At 67.4% G+C, this 14,052-nt stretch carries 26 protein-coding genes; 15 read left to right on the top strand and 11 right to left on the bottom strand.

Features of this window, described 5'->3' with window-relative positions; translation table 11 throughout:
- Positions 1–29 precede the first annotated feature (29 nt).
- The 8 genes from dnaB to ACZ3TI_RS27650 form a co-directional block, all read right to left on the bottom strand.
- Entirely contained in the window at positions 30–1,412 is a 1,383-nt protein-coding gene (gene dnaB, locus ACZ3TI_RS27685) for a replicative DNA helicase (RefSeq protein ID WP_465730761.1), read from the bottom strand.
- On the bottom strand, positions 1,409–2,374 hold the full coding sequence (locus ACZ3TI_RS27680; RefSeq protein ID WP_465730759.1) for a hypothetical protein: 966 nt from the start codon (positions 2,372–2,374) through the stop codon (positions 1,409–1,411). The genes dnaB and ACZ3TI_RS27680 overlap by 4 nt, the downstream gene beginning before the upstream one ends.
- 108 nt (positions 2,375–2,482) lie before the next feature.
- A complete protein-coding gene (locus ACZ3TI_RS27675; RefSeq protein ID WP_465730757.1) occupies positions 2,483–2,677 on the bottom strand; it encodes a hypothetical protein in 195 nt (64 codons plus the stop codon).
- The gene (locus ACZ3TI_RS27670) at positions 2,674–2,892 is read right to left on the bottom strand and encodes a hypothetical protein (RefSeq protein WP_465730755.1); all 219 of its coding nucleotides are present in this window, start codon (positions 2,890–2,892) and stop codon (positions 2,674–2,676) included. The genes ACZ3TI_RS27675 and ACZ3TI_RS27670 overlap by 4 nt, the downstream gene beginning before the upstream one ends.
- Before the next feature lie 5 nt (positions 2,893–2,897).
- Complete coding sequence (locus ACZ3TI_RS27665) at positions 2,898–3,095, bottom strand: hypothetical protein (RefSeq protein ID WP_465730753.1); 198 nt, start codon at positions 3,093–3,095, stop codon at positions 2,898–2,900.
- Positions 3,092–3,304 carry a hypothetical protein gene (locus ACZ3TI_RS27660; protein ID WP_465730751.1) on the bottom strand — a complete coding sequence of 71 codons (213 nt, stop codon included), beginning with the start codon at positions 3,302–3,304 and terminating at the stop codon, positions 3,092–3,094. Before ACZ3TI_RS27660 ends, ACZ3TI_RS27665 begins: the two co-directional genes overlap by 4 nt.
- A 101-nt stretch (positions 3,305–3,405) precedes the next feature.
- Positions 3,406–3,921, bottom strand: a complete 516-nt coding sequence (locus ACZ3TI_RS27655; RefSeq protein ID WP_465730749.1) for an endonuclease domain-containing protein — start codon at positions 3,919–3,921, stop codon at positions 3,406–3,408.
- Positions 3,922–3,970: 49 nt separating this feature from the next.
- Positions 3,971–4,204: a helix-turn-helix domain-containing protein gene (locus tag ACZ3TI_RS27650; protein WP_465730747.1), complete on the bottom strand. Its 234-nt coding sequence runs from the start codon at positions 4,202–4,204 to the stop codon at positions 3,971–3,973.
- Positions 4,205–4,323: 119 nt separating this feature from the next.
- Between ACZ3TI_RS27650 and ACZ3TI_RS27645 the strand changes: the two genes are divergently transcribed.
- From ACZ3TI_RS27645 to ACZ3TI_RS27625, 5 genes are all read left to right on the top strand, one after another.
- Positions 4,324–4,800, top strand: a complete 477-nt coding sequence (locus ACZ3TI_RS27645; protein ID WP_465730745.1) for a GntR family transcriptional regulator — start codon at positions 4,324–4,326, stop codon at positions 4,798–4,800.
- A complete protein-coding gene (locus ACZ3TI_RS27640) occupies positions 4,730–5,182 on the top strand; it encodes a UTRA domain-containing protein (RefSeq protein WP_465730743.1) in 453 nt (150 codons plus the stop codon). The genes ACZ3TI_RS27645 and ACZ3TI_RS27640 overlap by 71 nt, the downstream gene beginning before the upstream one ends.
- 366 nt (positions 5,183–5,548) lie before the next feature.
- Positions 5,549–5,836 carry a hypothetical protein gene (locus ACZ3TI_RS27635; RefSeq protein WP_465730741.1) on the top strand — a complete coding sequence of 96 codons (288 nt, stop codon included), beginning with the start codon at positions 5,549–5,551 and terminating at the stop codon, positions 5,834–5,836.
- Between the two features lie 679 nt (positions 5,837–6,515).
- Entirely contained in the window at positions 6,516–7,715 is a 1,200-nt protein-coding gene (locus ACZ3TI_RS27630) for a helix-turn-helix domain-containing protein (RefSeq protein ID WP_465730739.1), read from the top strand.
- A complete protein-coding gene (locus tag ACZ3TI_RS27625) occupies positions 7,712–8,239 on the top strand; it encodes a hypothetical protein (RefSeq protein WP_465730737.1) in 528 nt (175 codons plus the stop codon). Before ACZ3TI_RS27630 ends, ACZ3TI_RS27625 begins: the two co-directional genes overlap by 4 nt.
- 136 nt (positions 8,240–8,375) lie before the next feature.
- On the opposite strand, the gene ACZ3TI_RS27620 is transcribed toward ACZ3TI_RS27625, so the two are convergent.
- From ACZ3TI_RS27620 to ACZ3TI_RS27610, 3 genes are all read right to left on the bottom strand, one after another.
- A complete protein-coding gene (locus tag ACZ3TI_RS27620; protein WP_465730735.1) occupies positions 8,376–8,861 on the bottom strand; it encodes a hypothetical protein in 486 nt (161 codons plus the stop codon).
- 201 nt (positions 8,862–9,062) lie between these two features.
- Complete coding sequence (locus tag ACZ3TI_RS27615) at positions 9,063–9,593, bottom strand: GIY-YIG nuclease family protein (RefSeq protein WP_465730733.1); 531 nt, start codon at positions 9,591–9,593, stop codon at positions 9,063–9,065.
- Positions 9,594–9,697: 104 nt separating this feature from the next.
- Positions 9,698–10,477 carry a GntR family transcriptional regulator gene (locus tag ACZ3TI_RS27610; protein ID WP_465730731.1) on the bottom strand — a complete coding sequence of 260 codons (780 nt, stop codon included), beginning with the start codon at positions 10,475–10,477 and terminating at the stop codon, positions 9,698–9,700.
- 538 nt (positions 10,478–11,015) lie between these two features.
- Here ACZ3TI_RS27610 and ACZ3TI_RS27605 point away from each other — a divergent pair.
- From ACZ3TI_RS27605 to ACZ3TI_RS27560, 10 genes are all read left to right on the top strand, one after another.
- Positions 11,016–11,159, top strand: coding sequence for a hypothetical protein (locus tag ACZ3TI_RS27605; RefSeq protein WP_465730730.1), 144 nt, complete (start codon positions 11,016–11,018; stop codon positions 11,157–11,159).
- On the top strand, positions 11,156–11,374 hold the full coding sequence (locus ACZ3TI_RS27600) for a hypothetical protein (RefSeq protein ID WP_465730729.1): 219 nt from the start codon (positions 11,156–11,158) through the stop codon (positions 11,372–11,374). The genes ACZ3TI_RS27605 and ACZ3TI_RS27600 overlap by 4 nt, the downstream gene beginning before the upstream one ends.
- 152 nt (positions 11,375–11,526) lie before the next feature.
- Positions 11,527–11,697 carry a hypothetical protein gene (locus tag ACZ3TI_RS27595; RefSeq protein WP_465730727.1) on the top strand — a complete coding sequence of 57 codons (171 nt, stop codon included), beginning with the start codon at positions 11,527–11,529 and terminating at the stop codon, positions 11,695–11,697.
- Positions 11,697–11,897, top strand: a complete 201-nt coding sequence (locus ACZ3TI_RS27590; protein WP_465730726.1) for a hypothetical protein — start codon at positions 11,697–11,699, stop codon at positions 11,895–11,897. The genes ACZ3TI_RS27595 and ACZ3TI_RS27590 overlap by 1 nt, the downstream gene beginning before the upstream one ends.
- Positions 11,898–11,908: 11 nt before the next feature.
- Positions 11,909–12,181 (top strand): hypothetical protein, encoded by a 273-nt coding sequence (locus ACZ3TI_RS27585; RefSeq protein ID WP_465730724.1) that lies wholly within the window; start codon positions 11,909–11,911, stop codon positions 12,179–12,181.
- A 25-nt stretch (positions 12,182–12,206) separates the two neighbouring features.
- Positions 12,207–12,404, top strand: a complete 198-nt coding sequence (locus ACZ3TI_RS27580) for a hypothetical protein (protein ID WP_465730722.1) — start codon at positions 12,207–12,209, stop codon at positions 12,402–12,404.
- 196 nt (positions 12,405–12,600) lie between these two features.
- Positions 12,601–12,900, top strand: a complete 300-nt coding sequence (locus tag ACZ3TI_RS27575; protein ID WP_465730720.1) for a DUF7739 domain-containing protein — start codon at positions 12,601–12,603, stop codon at positions 12,898–12,900.
- A 41-nt stretch (positions 12,901–12,941) separates the two neighbouring features.
- The gene (locus ACZ3TI_RS27570) at positions 12,942–13,145 is read left to right on the top strand and encodes a hypothetical protein (RefSeq protein WP_465730719.1); all 204 of its coding nucleotides are present in this window, start codon (positions 12,942–12,944) and stop codon (positions 13,143–13,145) included.
- A gap of 87 nt (positions 13,146–13,232) precedes the next feature.
- Complete coding sequence (locus ACZ3TI_RS27565; protein WP_465730717.1) at positions 13,233–13,733, top strand: hypothetical protein; 501 nt, start codon at positions 13,233–13,235, stop codon at positions 13,731–13,733.
- 62 nt (positions 13,734–13,795) lie between these two features.
- The gene (locus ACZ3TI_RS27560) at positions 13,796–14,020 is read left to right on the top strand and encodes a hypothetical protein (protein WP_465730715.1); all 225 of its coding nucleotides are present in this window, start codon (positions 13,796–13,798) and stop codon (positions 14,018–14,020) included.
- The last annotated feature ends 32 nt before the right edge of the window (positions 14,021–14,052 follow it).

The raw sequence follows: 14,052 nt of genomic DNA, 5'->3' as shown, positions 1-14,052 counted from the left end.
GGTGTTCCTTCCGAAGGGCTGAGGTGCTATCAGGCTGCCCGCAGATCCGCGACCATGTCGACGAAACGGGAGTAATGCCCCTGGAACGCCACCGTGATCACCGAGGTCGGCCCGGACCGGTTCTTCGCCACGATGAAGTCCGCCTCGCCGGCCCGCGGCGACTCCTTGTCGTACGCGTCCTCGCGGTGCAGCAAGAGGATCAGGTCGGCGTCCTGCTCGATCGCCCCGGACTCGCGCAGGTCCGCCGCCATGGGCTTCTTGTCGGTGCGCTGCTCCGGGCCGCGGTTCAGCTGCGACAGCGCGATGACCGGGATCTCAAGTTCCTTCGCGAGGAGCTTGATCGACCTGGAGAGGTCTGAGACTTCCTGCTGCCGGGACTCGTAGCGCTGGCCGCCGCCGGAGCGCAGCAGCTGCATGTAGTCGATGATGATGAGCTTGAGTTCGGTCTCCGCGGCCATCTGCCGGGCCTTGGTCCGGATCGACGTCATCGTGAGGTCCGGCGAGTCGTCGAGGTACAGCGGCGCCTGCGAGATCGACTGCAGGGTCTTGGCGGTGCGGGTCCAGTCGTCGTCGGTCATGCCGCCGCGGGTCTGCATGTGGTGCAGGGGGACGCGGCCTTCCGCAGCGATGACGCGCTTCATGATCTCGGTGCGGGACATCTCCAGGGAGAAGAAAGCCGTGCCGAGGCCATGCTTGATTGCGGCGGACCGGGCGATGTCCATGCCGGCCGTGGACTTGCCCATGCCGGGACGGCCGGCAATGACGATCATCTGGCCGGGGTGCATGCCGCCGGTGAGAGCGTCGAGGTCCCTGAATCCCCACGGCGCGCCAACCGGCACGGTTCCCTCGTTGACGGCCTCGATGGCGTCGAGGGTGGCCTCCAGGCTGTTCGCGATGGGGGCGAGGCCGACGTTGGCGCCGGGCATGTCGCCGGTGCCGGCCGCGGCGATGATCTCGGCCTGGATCGTCTGGATGAGCTCGTCCGGGTCGCCCTCGGCGGCGGCGACCATGTTGGAGCTGCGGTTGAGGGCGACGCCGACGGCCCGCAGGCGGGCCTTCTCGCGGACGATCTGGGCGTAGTACTCGGCGTTCGCCGGCGCGGGAGCGGACTGGATGAGGCCGTGCAGGTAGTCGGGGCCGCCGCAGCGCTGGAGCTCGCCACCGATGGTCAGCTGCCGGGCGACGAGGATCGGGTCGGCGGGGTCGCCGGCCGCGTAGAGGGCGGTGATCGCGTCCTGGATCTTCTCGTGGGCGGGCCGGTAGAACTCGGCGGGGCGCAACCCGGTACCGAGGACATCGGCGATCGCCTGGGCGGAGATCAACTGGGCGCCGAGGGCGGCGCGTTCGGCGTGGAGGTCCTGAGGCGGCTGCCGCTCGAAGCCGGGGTCGAACTCGGGCTCGCGGTCGGTCATGCGGCACTTCCTTGGGCTCGACGGGCGATAGCGCGCCCGGTGGGGTGGCAGACAGCGCAGTAGGCCTGTTCGCCATCGGGGAGGGTGAGCATGTGGGTGATCGGGTCACAGTTCGGGCGGCCGCAGCGTTCCTCATCCGGCACGGTCTGCAGTAGCGGGGGGAGCTTCTGGACCAGGCGCTTCCGGAGGAACCCGGCCGGGCTGGCGACGACGGCGGGCAGGCCGCTGGTGACGGCGAGCTCCATCCGCGTTTCGGTGGTGCGCTCCAGCCAGGGTTCGACGAGAGGGGCGAGTTCGGCGAGTTCGGTCTCGCCGAGAGCGAGTTGGGGGTGCTTGGCGGCGATCCGGGCAAGGGCGTTGTACGCGGCGGGGCTGTCTTGCCGCCGTGAGGCGGTCCTCCCGCCCTCCCGCCCTTCGACGGTTGGGGCCGGTTCGGGTCGGGTCTCGACAGCGGCCGGCGGGGAGGGGGGTTGGTAGGGAGGGGTAAAAGGAGGGGTAGGGGGGGTCAATCCGATGCCCCATTGGGCACTTGCGGCATCTGTTCCATGCCCCATTGGGTCACTTTCGGCATCTACCTCATGCCCCAACGCCGGTGTTTCGGCATCGGATCCATGCCCCAATGCCGGTGTTGGGGCATCCGGCTCATGCCCCAAGTCGGTTTCGGCATCCAATCCATGCCCCAACGGAGCGAAGCGCGGAACCCGATACTTCGCAGCCATCCCCCGACGCCCCGCGACAGCCACCTCCAGCGCACCCTTGCGCACCAAAGCAGCCCGCAGGTTCTTCCACCCCTCCAGCTTCAACCCGACCCGACGCACAATCCGCGGATCAGTCATCGCCGACCACGTCAGCCGAGTCTCGTCATTCGCGTCCTCCAACACCACGATCATGGCCTTCCACTCAGCCGGCGTCAGACCCGCCGGCGTGTGGTCCATGAACTCCACGATCAGCTTGATCCCCATCACGACACCGCCAACGCGGGCACGGGGGTACGCAGGTACACGGCTTCTCCAGCTGGACGTGAAGATGAAAGGGAGGGGCCGCCCGCGGCGGGGCGGCCCAGGGGTGTGTCAGCGGCCGAGGATCCGGTCGATCGTCCGCTGCGCCGTAGTCGCCGGCAGATCACCGGTCACCGTGTGGTAGCCGGTCGGCGGCTCATAGTGCGTCCGCACGTTCTCGAAGCCCAGCTGGCGGGCATCCTCGGCAGTCGCAACGATCTGCGCCGCGGCACCGGGCCGGCTCTCATGCAGGGACTGCAGGTTCACCGCGGCAGCCCCTCGACGAAGCTGATGGCGTCGCCGTGCACCGACCGCAAGACCATCACGACCAAGTCCTCCGTCAGGAACCGCGGGTCGAAGCCAACGACGACCTGGTCCGGCGCGATCCACGTCGCACGCATCGCCGGACCGTCGTCGGGAAGGGTCACGGTGATCAGACCCGCGGTGATACGCGGGCTGGCGGCGCTCAGGGTCGTTTGCACGGCAATCACTCCCCCACCCGGTCGCAGTTCACAGCACGCAGGTACCGGTGCGCGAACAGGCGAGCACCTTCGCGGTCCCCACGACGCAGCGCCCAGTTCATCAAGCGCAGCAGGAAGCCGGGCTCGGAGGAGGAAGTCGGCCGGCGGCTGGCGAGGCCGACCGCGAGGTTCTCGGTAGGACGGGCCACGGTGACGGCGATCATCGGGCCACCGCCGGGGTGACGTCGAACAGCGGACCGAACGCTGCGGTCAAGGCCGCCCAGGCGTCCACGCGGGAGATCCGCCTCGGGTCGAACGCCGCCGCGAGAGCACCCTGGATCCACCGGAAGTCCAGCGGGCACGGGGCGGTACTGGGGAGGATGCCGGCCAGAGCGGCCGGAGCGGGGTTGGGGGCAGCGACAGAAGATGCCATGATGGAGTCTCCGATCTGTGCGCGCTTCGGTTACCAGGCCTAAGGGCGCGCACGGTGAGATTAGCGGCCCCGCTTCTGCGGGGCCGTTTTGTTTAGTTGCTCTACTTCGCGTCCCGCTTCGGGGTCTCGCGCATCTTGACGAGAAGGCGCACGAGTACCGCGAAGCCCTGAGGGCTCATGTGCTTCCGGAGGGCCTCGGCCGTCTCACGCGGGCTACTGAGGGGCAGGAGGAGGTCCGTGGGCCTGGTGTTCAGCACGGCTGCCACCGCCCGCTGGTAGTACACGATGTCCTGCCAGATCTCGGTCGACCTCCGGTGAACCTTCCTGCCCGCCGAGATCTCGCGAGTCTTCCCCACGAACCAAGCGCGTTCGTAGTACTCGCGAAACGAGCGGCTCGGGTTGTGATCCCTCACCGCCGGGAACGGCATCAACCGGTCCAGAACCCCGAGACTCTGGTTGCACCGGTTGCACAGCAGGCCACGCACAGCGGAACGACCGTAGCGGTGGTCGTGGTCAATTACGAGGTTGCCGGGCGTCCCGCAGACCTCGCATGCACCCCCAGAGCGTTCCCAGAGGCTGTTGTAGTCCTCGCATGTCAGGAGGTACTTCCGGTGCACAGTGCAGCTGATGCCGCTCAGGTGGTGAGACATGAGAAGACCGGCGCCGTCAGGCCGCTGCGAGGGGCTGGCCGTCGGAGCACAGCAGCGTCTCCACGGTGAGTCCGTAGCTGGACGCGAGCCGAACGGCGGTGTCGAGGGACGGCGCGTTCTCGCCGCGAGTCACCCGGCTGAGGACAGTGAGGTCGATCCCGGTCCGCTTGTGAATCCGATACAGGCTCGTGTCGCCGTTGCCGGCCGCCGCCGATCGGAGTCGCTCCGTGTGGAGCGTGTAGGTCGCCACTTCAAGGCCCCCAAGGTCGATTGGCTGCACCCGTTGTGCGGCCACAACCACACAGTAGCACCCTCCAAGAGCACTAGACTAGTCTAACTAGGACGCTGGCTGACTTTCCCTCACCGCAGATGGAACGGGCGAGCCGTGGGCATGTAGCGGTAGTTGATGGACCACCAGATTCCCGTCGCACATCACACGCGCGGCGACGAGCCTCAGGAGTGGGCGGCGCAATGGACGAGAACGTGATCATTCCCTGGGCTCAGCACGAGCTCATGGCCAGCTATCTGCGCGAGGGCATTCTGAACGGAGACTTCCCGCCGGGGAGCAAGTTGCCGTCCACCCGAGTGATGCAAGAGAAGTTCGGCGCCGCGCCCCAGACGATCAAGCACGCGAACGACCTGCTCGCCAAGGAGGGGCCTCGCGGTCAGTCATCGGGGCAGCGGCATCATCGTCCGTCCCCACCGGCAGCGAACTCTGGTGCCAGCCGAGACCAAGATGCCGGCAGCTCCAGGGGAGGCATACGCCTGGATTGGTGTGGCGGAACAGAAGGGGATGCGCGGATCCAGCGAGCTGGTCTCAGTGGGGCCAGTAGAGCCTCCGGCTGATGTCCGCGAGGCCATGAGTCTTCCGAAGGGCGGCCAGGCGATCGAGAGGGTTCAGATCCTCTCACTGGACGACGAGCCGACGGAATTGGTGAAGTCGTATTACCCGCTCGATCTGGCAGAGGGAACGGCGCTGGAACAGAAGGGGAAGATCAAGGGCGGTGCACCGCGCCTGCTTGCCGACATGGGGCACAGTCCTGACCGGTGTGTCGACAAGGTCTCTGCTCGGATGCCAACCATGGAGCAGTTTCTGGCTCTTCGGATGCCAACCCGAGAGCCGGTGCTGCGGACGCTTCGCACTGTATTTGACCAGTCGGGGAAGGTGATCGAGGTGACAGCCATGGCCAAGGCTGGCTATCAGAGTGAGCTCCAGTACGAGTTCTGAGGCTCGGACGAAGGCGCCCTGTAGGAGATTGCTGTTGGGTGCTGGGGTTGCCGCCGCGCCTTCAGCACCTACAAGATCCTGTAGGTGCTCCCGAGGCGCAGTCTCTGGGCATCTCTTGGATGCGTCCGCTTTTCGGGGCTGGAGCTGGTCGTCCCGTCGCCTGGCCTCACGCTGATCATCATGAGCATGGACGGCGGAAGCTGTCTCCCCAGGGCCGTCACCCCCGAAATTTCGGGGGTGGTCATGTAAGACTCGCAGGCGCAGTCCCGTGATGTAGCGCTACGGTGGCTGCGCGCCGTTTTGCAACGACGGTGCTGGCGGGTCGTGCCCGCCTACCAGGGACCCGCCGCCACTGGGAGAGATCAGATGACCGCCCACCAGCCGTGGAGCATCGAGCGCATCGCTGCGGCTCTCGGCAACCCGACCCTTGCCCAGCGCTTCCTCAGCGAGATCAACAAGGCCCCCGCATATCAGGTAATGGAGGTCTTCGCCAAGTGGCAGGGCGTTGCCGAACGCCTTGAGGAGACCGCGGTCCGCATCGAGGAGGCCCGCGCCGCGGAGGCAGCCGGCCTGCCCACTCCTGGGGAGTGGGAGGACATCACTGAAGATGTCCAGGCGAAGGCCGCGCAGATCCGGGCGCGCGGCGCGGCGTGATCCGGCTGTTCGGGTGACGGTGGTCAACGGCGCACGCTACGCTCACGCTCGGTAGCCCATCTGCCACTAGATGCCACCCGCGCGACCCTCAGGGCGCCGCTGATCACCTGGACAGCGAATGACCTACTCCCTGCAGTGCAGTCGGACCGTTGAGGCAGTCTGGGACTCGCTTCCGCAGCCTGTGTCCGGCAGGCTTGCCGCCGCTCTTGCTCGTGCCTGCGACGATCCGATGGGCGAGACGCAACCGTGGGGGGTCGATGACGGGGTGACCCGGATGCTCGTCCTCAGTGACGTCTTTGCGGTGCTGTACCTGGAGCACTCGGCGAAGGCGCTGCACATCTACCAGATCGACTACCTGGGCTGACCTGGATCGCGTGCTTGCCCCGCTAGACCTGCCTGGCGGGGCATTTTTGTGCCTGCGTAGGTCCGCAGATCGTCTGCTGGGCGGGTCGGCAGGGCATCGCCGGCGGCGCGACGGGGCGTGCCGAACAAGGCGCCATTCTGGTCTGTACCAATGCCTGCGGGGCGCCCGCGCATCGGGTGTCCGCCTGCACTCGTCAAGCCGGTCGCACAGATCGAATGCCGGGCATTCCCGCAGCTCACCGCACTTGCGGAGTCTTTCTGTCAGCGCTCGGCGCGCGGTCACTCCGGCAGGTGAACCCCAGGTCACAACCTAGTCATGTCGATTGCGATTCTCGCAACGCAACTGTACGGTCACAGCATGGATGCCGGACTGATTGAACGCGTGCGTCAGGTCATCGGCACAGCGGGTGAGACCCAAGCCGCCGTTGCCGAGCGCATTGGAATCTCCCCAGACAAGCTGTCGAAGTCACTTGGCGGGAAACGCCGCTTCTCCTCCCTCGAACTCGCCCTGATCGCGGAATTCGGCGGCAAGACCGTCGACTGGCTGCTGCGCGGCACCGAGCCTCGGACTGCTCTCGGCGCTGCCGCACGCAAGACGACCACGTGCGAGCACACCACCGACGAAGTGCGGGAACTGCTCGGCCTCTACGAGCGAGTCATCGACTCCCTGGCGCGCATCGGAAACGAGCTGCCGCGATACCTGCACAACCGGCCCAAGGTCCCCGGCGGCGCCAACCTTGCCCGAGCTGCCCTCAGCCAGCTGGGGGCGGATCCTTGGACACTCTCCACCCGCAACCTGGCCTCGCGATTCGAACAGACATTCGGCATTGAGGTGGCGGGCGTCAAGCTCCCCAGCAAGCTGGACGGCCTGTCGTGGTCGACCGACAGCTTCGACCTCATCCTCGTAGCCAGGACCAGCGTATGGACCCGCCAGCGGTTCACACTCGCCCATGAGCTCGGACACATCCTCGCCGGCGACGCGCACGACGAGGCAGTCGTCGAAAGAGTGCAGCCAGGCCGGTCAACTGCGGCCATGGAGATCCAGGCAAACGCCTTCGCCGCGGAGTTCCTCATGCCCGGCGACGCGGTTCTCCACGACACGCAAGGCCGAACCCCCGGCGCCGAACTCGTAGCCGAGCTGGCCTGGAAGTACCGGGTCTCACCGAGCGCGATGGCAACCCGGCTCAAGGTGCTAGGCGTCCTGACGGCCGATCAGCGCCGCCAGTGGGGAACGATGTTGACCGCCGACAGCATCCGAATCGCAGGCGCCGCAGGTGGGTTGGAGCAGCATATGATCAACGCCGAGCGCGGCCAGCGGGGTTGGCATCCTCGGAGGCTAACAGAGCTCGCGATCAAGGCATATGCTTCGGGTGATACGACAGTCCGGCCGCTGGCAGCCCTCCTTGGCCTCGACCCGGACGAGCTCCTGGACCTCCTTGAGCCCGCCCCACCCGAGCCTGAGCAGCAGCAGGCGGCGCCGTCCGATCCTGGAACGGAGCTCGCGTTCAGCCCATGATCATCTGCTTTCCCGACAACACGGTCCTGTGCAACTTCGCTTCGGTCTCCAGGCTCGACCTCCTGGAAGACGTACTGAACGGACGGGGCCGCTGGACGGAAGCAGTGGAACACGAGGTCAAACAGTCCTCACGGTTCCTGCCGGCACTCGACCCTCCTGATATCAGCCGCTGGCTCGGCGAACCGATCGAAGTCGACGACCCTGACGCCGTCGAACGCATCCGCCAGGGCGTCTTCTTCGGCGACCCGTCGAAGCCGACCAAGCACCTCGGCGAGTCCGAGACGCTGCACGTCATCAGCACCCACCAGGAGTTCAAGGGCGCCACCTGGATCAGCGACGACAAGGCGTCGCTGGACCTCGCCCGCCTCCGGGGGATCCCAACGATGCGCACCAAAGACGTCATGGCGGAGGCCTGCGTCGGCTTCCTCATCTCCAAGCAGGACGGCTTCGCCCTGCTGCAGACAATGGTGGCAAACGGCAACACCCTCCGCCTGCCGGCCAGCGCCGACGAGCTGATGCGCTGAACACACAGCTGCGCCCCGTCCCAGATGATCTCCGGGGCGGGGCGCAGCTGCGTGTTCGGCAGGTTGGTGAACCCGTGTCAAGTACGCCTCGACGAAGGCTATCTCGCCCCGGGTCGGCAGCCCACGATGCGGAGAGCTACCCGATGGCAGTCCGCGGACTCTGCACGTCGCCGTAGTAGTGGCCATCCACCCAGACCCCAGTGGAGATCACGTAAGTGCCCCTCGGCGCGGTCCAGTCCGACCAGGACGAACCGTAGCCGGGGTCGCGCCCCGCCCACACCCAGTCCCCCCCGGCCGAGGACGACGTGCAGCCGAAATCATGGGCCCAGGGGCCGTAGATGTTGTTCACGTTGAGGGCGTGTGCGCAGTACGTCAGGCCCTGGCCGGTGTAGTTCGAAAACGGGATCTTCGCTTCGATGGTGCGGCGGTCGTCCAGGACGTTGTAGCAGGAGTCCAGGTAGACCGCGTTGCCGAGGACGGCCACATACCGCCCGTGGTCATTCCAGGAGCGGCACGCGTACGCGCTGTCGGCGTGGGCGCTGCCGGTGCCGACGACCATGCCGCTGACGGCAATGGCGCCGGCGACGACGGCCTTGGTGACCCGTCCGGTCATCTTGCGCATCTCTTCCCCTCCAGAGTCGGCCCTGGAGCTGAAACACGGACACCAGGGCGATACGGCAAGCCGACCGTGGGGCCGGCTCGGCACCATCTTCGCCTCGGCGGTAGCCGGCCACCACGACGTTGACCAGACGTTCGGCCGACACTTGCGCCGCGGGACGGACGCAGAGCCGAAGCGCACGTGACCGACCGGTCCGTGGGACAGCTACTTCCCCGCAGCAGGGGAGGCCTGGCGGGCCGACCGACACCCCCGGAGCCACCAGCGGCTGCCCCAACCCTCAAGAACATGATTTGTCGTTAGCTCGTGGAAGAGTGACGAGATGGTGGCTGGCGACGTCTCGTACCTCTCAGCGAGGACTGTGGCGTACGGGAGCACCCGACCCCGCCGATACTCCTCGGCGTCTATGTCAGCAAGCAGAAGAGCTTTAATCTCGGCCCTTCGCGGGTCTTCATAGATGTGATGAACACTGCAGGCGGGAGGGATGGGGTTCAGTCGCGAGGCATCGAACCTCGGACGCTCCGTTGTCAGAGCCTTCGCCTCAGCAGCCTCAGCCAGGGCCCTGTTTTCGAACCACTCGAAGGTCTTCCGGTGGACGAGATGCCACCACGTCTTGTCGAGCCGGTGGGTGTTCCACCGCTTCTCCAGGTCGTGGGTGATACCTGCATACAGCAGGACATCGTCTACGTCGTCGAAGCGGTAGAGGGCAGTACGCCGCTGCGCGAGTGGCTCCTTCATGTTTTCCCCCAAGCGAGATGGCGATCGGCTGTCGGTGGCCGCAACGACAGAACTTCTCTTGACGTGAAGCGAGTCGCGCCAGGCGAACCTGGCGCGACCGTGTCTCAGCTCGTCCTCGGCCAGACGGCGGAGGCGTCCCTCTGCACGCGGTAGGCCAAGGCAAACCGCTCCGACGACATGCTGGTCTCGTTGACCTCGGCGGCAATCAGGTCGCCTTCCCGGCGAATCCGGGCCACTCGGGTCACCACGAGGACAGGGATCGCCTTCGAGATCTTCAACTCTTCCTGCTCGATCTCGGTCGGCTGGCGCGACCAGGCGGTCTCTTCCCACTCAAGAGGGGCCTGGAAGTGCTCCTCCAAGCGGTCGTAGATGCCGCCAGGCCCTGCCTTCTCGGCGCCCAACACGGGGAGCTCCGCCACGAGAGCCATCGGCAGGTAGGTGGTCGCCAACTGGAGTACCTGCTTCGGATCCTTCGAACCCATCTTCCGATCTCGCACGAGAACGTCCTGGCCCCGAGGGACCCCCAGGAGGTCTGCCACGTGGTCCGGGGGGACCGCCAGACCGCGGGTGGGTGGCTCGACGGCATCCCACGTCTTCGCGTTCTGATCGAAGAAGTAGCCGATCGCGTCACGATAGACGGTGCGGTCCCGGACGATGAGCCGGCTTCGCGGGCGCTCCCGCACCCTGGCTGTCTGCCGATGAGCGATTGTCACGTGCCCCTCAGCCGCGAGCAGGCGAATTGCCTTGTACACGGTCTCCCGAGCCACGCCGAAGCGTTCTTGCAGGGCTTTCGTCGTAGGCAGGGCCTGGCCGGGGACCAGCCCGCCCTCCTCAATCTCCGCGCGCAAGGCGTCCGCGATGCGGCGGGATGCATCTCCAGTCATCGACCCTCCTTCTCTCTGTCCAAGAAACTACCTTCTAGACTAGTCCAGCATCCCTAGAGGCTGCTAGAGTCGTACTGCACCAAGCAACGCGGCCCTGGCGGTGATCGCACACCGGCCAGGGCTTGGAACGCCCACCTGCAGTTTCAGGAGAGGCATGCCATGCACGATCGTACGACCGCTAGCCCTGGTAGCACACTCCAGCAGGGCCAAGCCTCCTCCAATGGTTCTCCTCGGCTGCAGCAGCAGACCCGACCGTGGGACGGTCTCGACCCCGTCGAGCCGGGCCCGCAGCCTTCTCGCCCTAACCCTGCTTTCGGCGCGCCCGACATCGGTCAGCGCCACGTCAAGGAGGACTCCATGTTCCGCAACCAGGACGACCCAAAGGGTGACCACTCCGCGAACGGTGGTTACGGCCACCAGCCGCTACCGCCGCTGCCGAACCCGCAGCCCACGAAGTGACCGGCTGGGACAACCGGCCGGTGATCCCGAGGATCCCGCGGCCGCGTAAGCCGATCGACCCGATCGAGAAGGAGAAGTGATGGCTGCCGGTGACATCGTTCCGCGTCCCTCGGACGACCCGGACTGCCGGGATCTCGTCGAGATGCTGTGCCTGATGACGGCTGCGGACGGCACTCCCTACCTGGACCTCCTCCTGGAGGCCGATGAGGAGGACTCCGGATGAGTGACCGGACCGTCTACATCGTCAGGGTGTTCAACCCCGACGGATCCGCCTACCTCGACCCGATCGGCAAGTCCCTTGCCAGCCTGGGCGTTTCCCCGGCGGCGTCTGGGATCAGCGCCTACAGCGAGGCCGAGCGTGACCGGCGCATCGCCACTGCCCAGGCGAACGGCTACACCGCCACCTGGGAGGTCGCTCCCGATTGGAGGAGCGGCTGATGGCCGCCGGCCGGGGACCACCTTGAGGCCCAGGTCCAGACCGCCTACGCAGACGCCTTCGGAGGGTCTCCCGAGGTTCGTCGGGCCTGTGATGCCGAGGTTCGGGCGGCGATTGCCCACCTGCAGAGTACCGATACCCCCGAGGAGCACCGATGAGCGACCAGCAGACCCGCACCCTGGAGGACGAGATCCACCGCATCAGCGAGGCGATCCTCGCCGCGAGCGACCCGGCGGAGGGGCGGCGCCTCTGCACGGAGCTGGAGGCCAAGTGCGTGGAGCTCCGGCAGGCCGAGCTCGCCGACGGCGAGCGGAGCGTCGTCTGATGGCCACTTACCAGGAACGCCTGGACGGCATCGCCAGCGTCGAGGTCGCGCTCGGTCGGCTCCCCGCTGATGCGACCGCCGCCCAGCGTGAGGCCGCCGTCGAGGCGGTCCTCGCCGACAACGAGGCGCTCGTGGAAGCCCGCGCGACCGAGCTCCTCTACCGGCTCGGCGCGGGCCGCCATTACCCGGCCGCTGCCTGAAGGGAAGCCGCATGCCCTTGCGCCACGAGGTGGAGCGTCGGCAGTGGCCGGCCGATCTGCCGGATCGCGGAAGCGTCGTCTCCGTGTTCCAGGCGTACGGCGGTGGCAGTCACATCGCCGTCGTCCGAAGCCGTGCTGCGGCGGACCGAGCGAGCTCCGACCTGTGGGTCGCCTGCAACTGCGGGTTCAACACCATCCCGGCCCGGACGGACCGCAACGGCCTGCGCTCGACCCTCGACACGGTCGAGCAGGCCGCCGATCGGCACATCGAGCAGACCCGATAGATCACTTGCCCGAAAGGAAGCTCTCATGACCGCCATCGACCGGATCACCGGCGAGCCCGTCCACCTGATCCTGCGCCACCCGGACGGCCGCGACCCGATCTACCGGCCCGTCCACACCTATGGCGAGGTGAGCGACGTCTGGGTCCAGGCGTACGCCGAGCAGGTGTTGCACCTGCCCGCTGGCCAGGTCGAGGTCTTCCGCTACGACAACAAGGTCGGGTGATGCGGGCCCTCCGGGTCCTGTGGACCACCCCGTACAAAGCTCTGGCGGCGTTGGCCGGCCTCGGACTCGGCTCGATCACCGAGCCTGGTCACCTCACCCACCAGGCGACGGCGGCCGCCGCGGTTGCGCTGCTTACCGCCGCGGATGGCGCCTATCTGTGGGTCCGGTCTCGGGCCGCGGGGGAGGGGGTGGCCTGATGGGCTGGTCCTGGGATCACAACCAGACCGGCGGCACCCGCTCCTACACGGCGCACGCCGAACTCGGGGAGCACCTGTGCAGGATCGCGCCCCGCCGCGAATGGGAGGCCGTCCAGGCCCTGTTCAACCGCGGCAGCGGCGACCCGCACGACATTCAGCCCGAGCAGGCCCGCCGCATGGGGGAGGCCTTCAAGACCCTGGCGCCGCTCGCTGACCGCCGGTGGCGTCAGGCCTGCTATGAGCTCGGCGCAGCCGCCGCCGAGGCCGGCCGCACGAATTCCGTGTGGCACTGGTCCTAGCCCGCGGCACTCCGCAACCACCAACGAAGGAGCCCCAACTTATGAGCGTCTACAAGTACCCGACCGCCGGGAGCCCGACGAAGAACACCGTGGTCTACCGGGATTGGGGCCACGGCCGCGTGTACGCCTGGTGGAAGTGCGAGAACTGCGGTGAGGAATCGCGGTTCTCCCACAGGGACGACAACGAGACCGTCAACAACCTGCGCCGCGAGGCCAAGGCCCACGCCGCCGCCTGCGACATCTGAACACGCCCCGGGGCGGCCGTCTCGTCGCCAAACTCGCCGGCCGCCCCGGGCCCTCATCCACCCAACTGAGCAGACAGGAGTCCCATTATGGGCCTGCGTGACCTGATCGGCAGCATGTCCGGCAGCGTCGCCGCCTTCGACGACCGCCTCACCGGCGACCGTGCGATGCGGGCGGTCCGCCGGGAGCACGACTTGTGGGCGGCCAAGGCCCGCCCCGGCGTTACCTACTACACGGCGCTGCCGACCCTCGGCCAGGACCTGGTCAACGCCGGCTGGATCAGCCGGGTCGTCCACGGCGCCTATGTCTTCGACCGCCGCTCCAACTTCGGTCCGCTGACGGGGCAGTGGCTCATGCGCGACAGCAGCACCACCAGCTGGGGCCTGTGGCGCCAGCACGGCCCGCTCACCACGCAGCCCGCGTGGACGCAGCGGGACCAGGACGAGCTGGACGCCCGCCGCGACGCCGAGTTCGAGCGCGGCATGGGCGCGGAGGTCCTGCGCCGGGTCTACGACTCCGCCGAGTACGCCCACCTCGTCCGCCGCATGGAGCGCGAGTACCCGGCCACCGTCGCCGCCCTCGCAGCCTGAGCAACCTCTCAGTTCCCGCACCCGCCCGCCTGACCGACCCAAACCCAGAAGGAGACATCCCGATGCCCACGACGATCACGCCGCCGACCGACACCGAGTGGCCGCGCATCTACGACCTCATGGACCGCGCGGTCGACAACGAGGTCGCCGCCGAGGCCGCCGCGCTCGCCGGGGAGAAGACCTCCTCGACCGCCCTGGACCTGGAGGGCGCCGTCGAGATGGTCACCGAGCTGTACGGCATCGACGCGCTGCGTCAGCTGCTGACCGGCCGCTCACCCAGGGCCTGACCACCCGCCAACCGCGAGGGGTGCGAAATCGC

Source organism: Kitasatospora sp. NPDC023120 (assembly GCF_055560835.1).
This window is presented reverse-complemented; position numbering and strand designations above follow the sequence as displayed.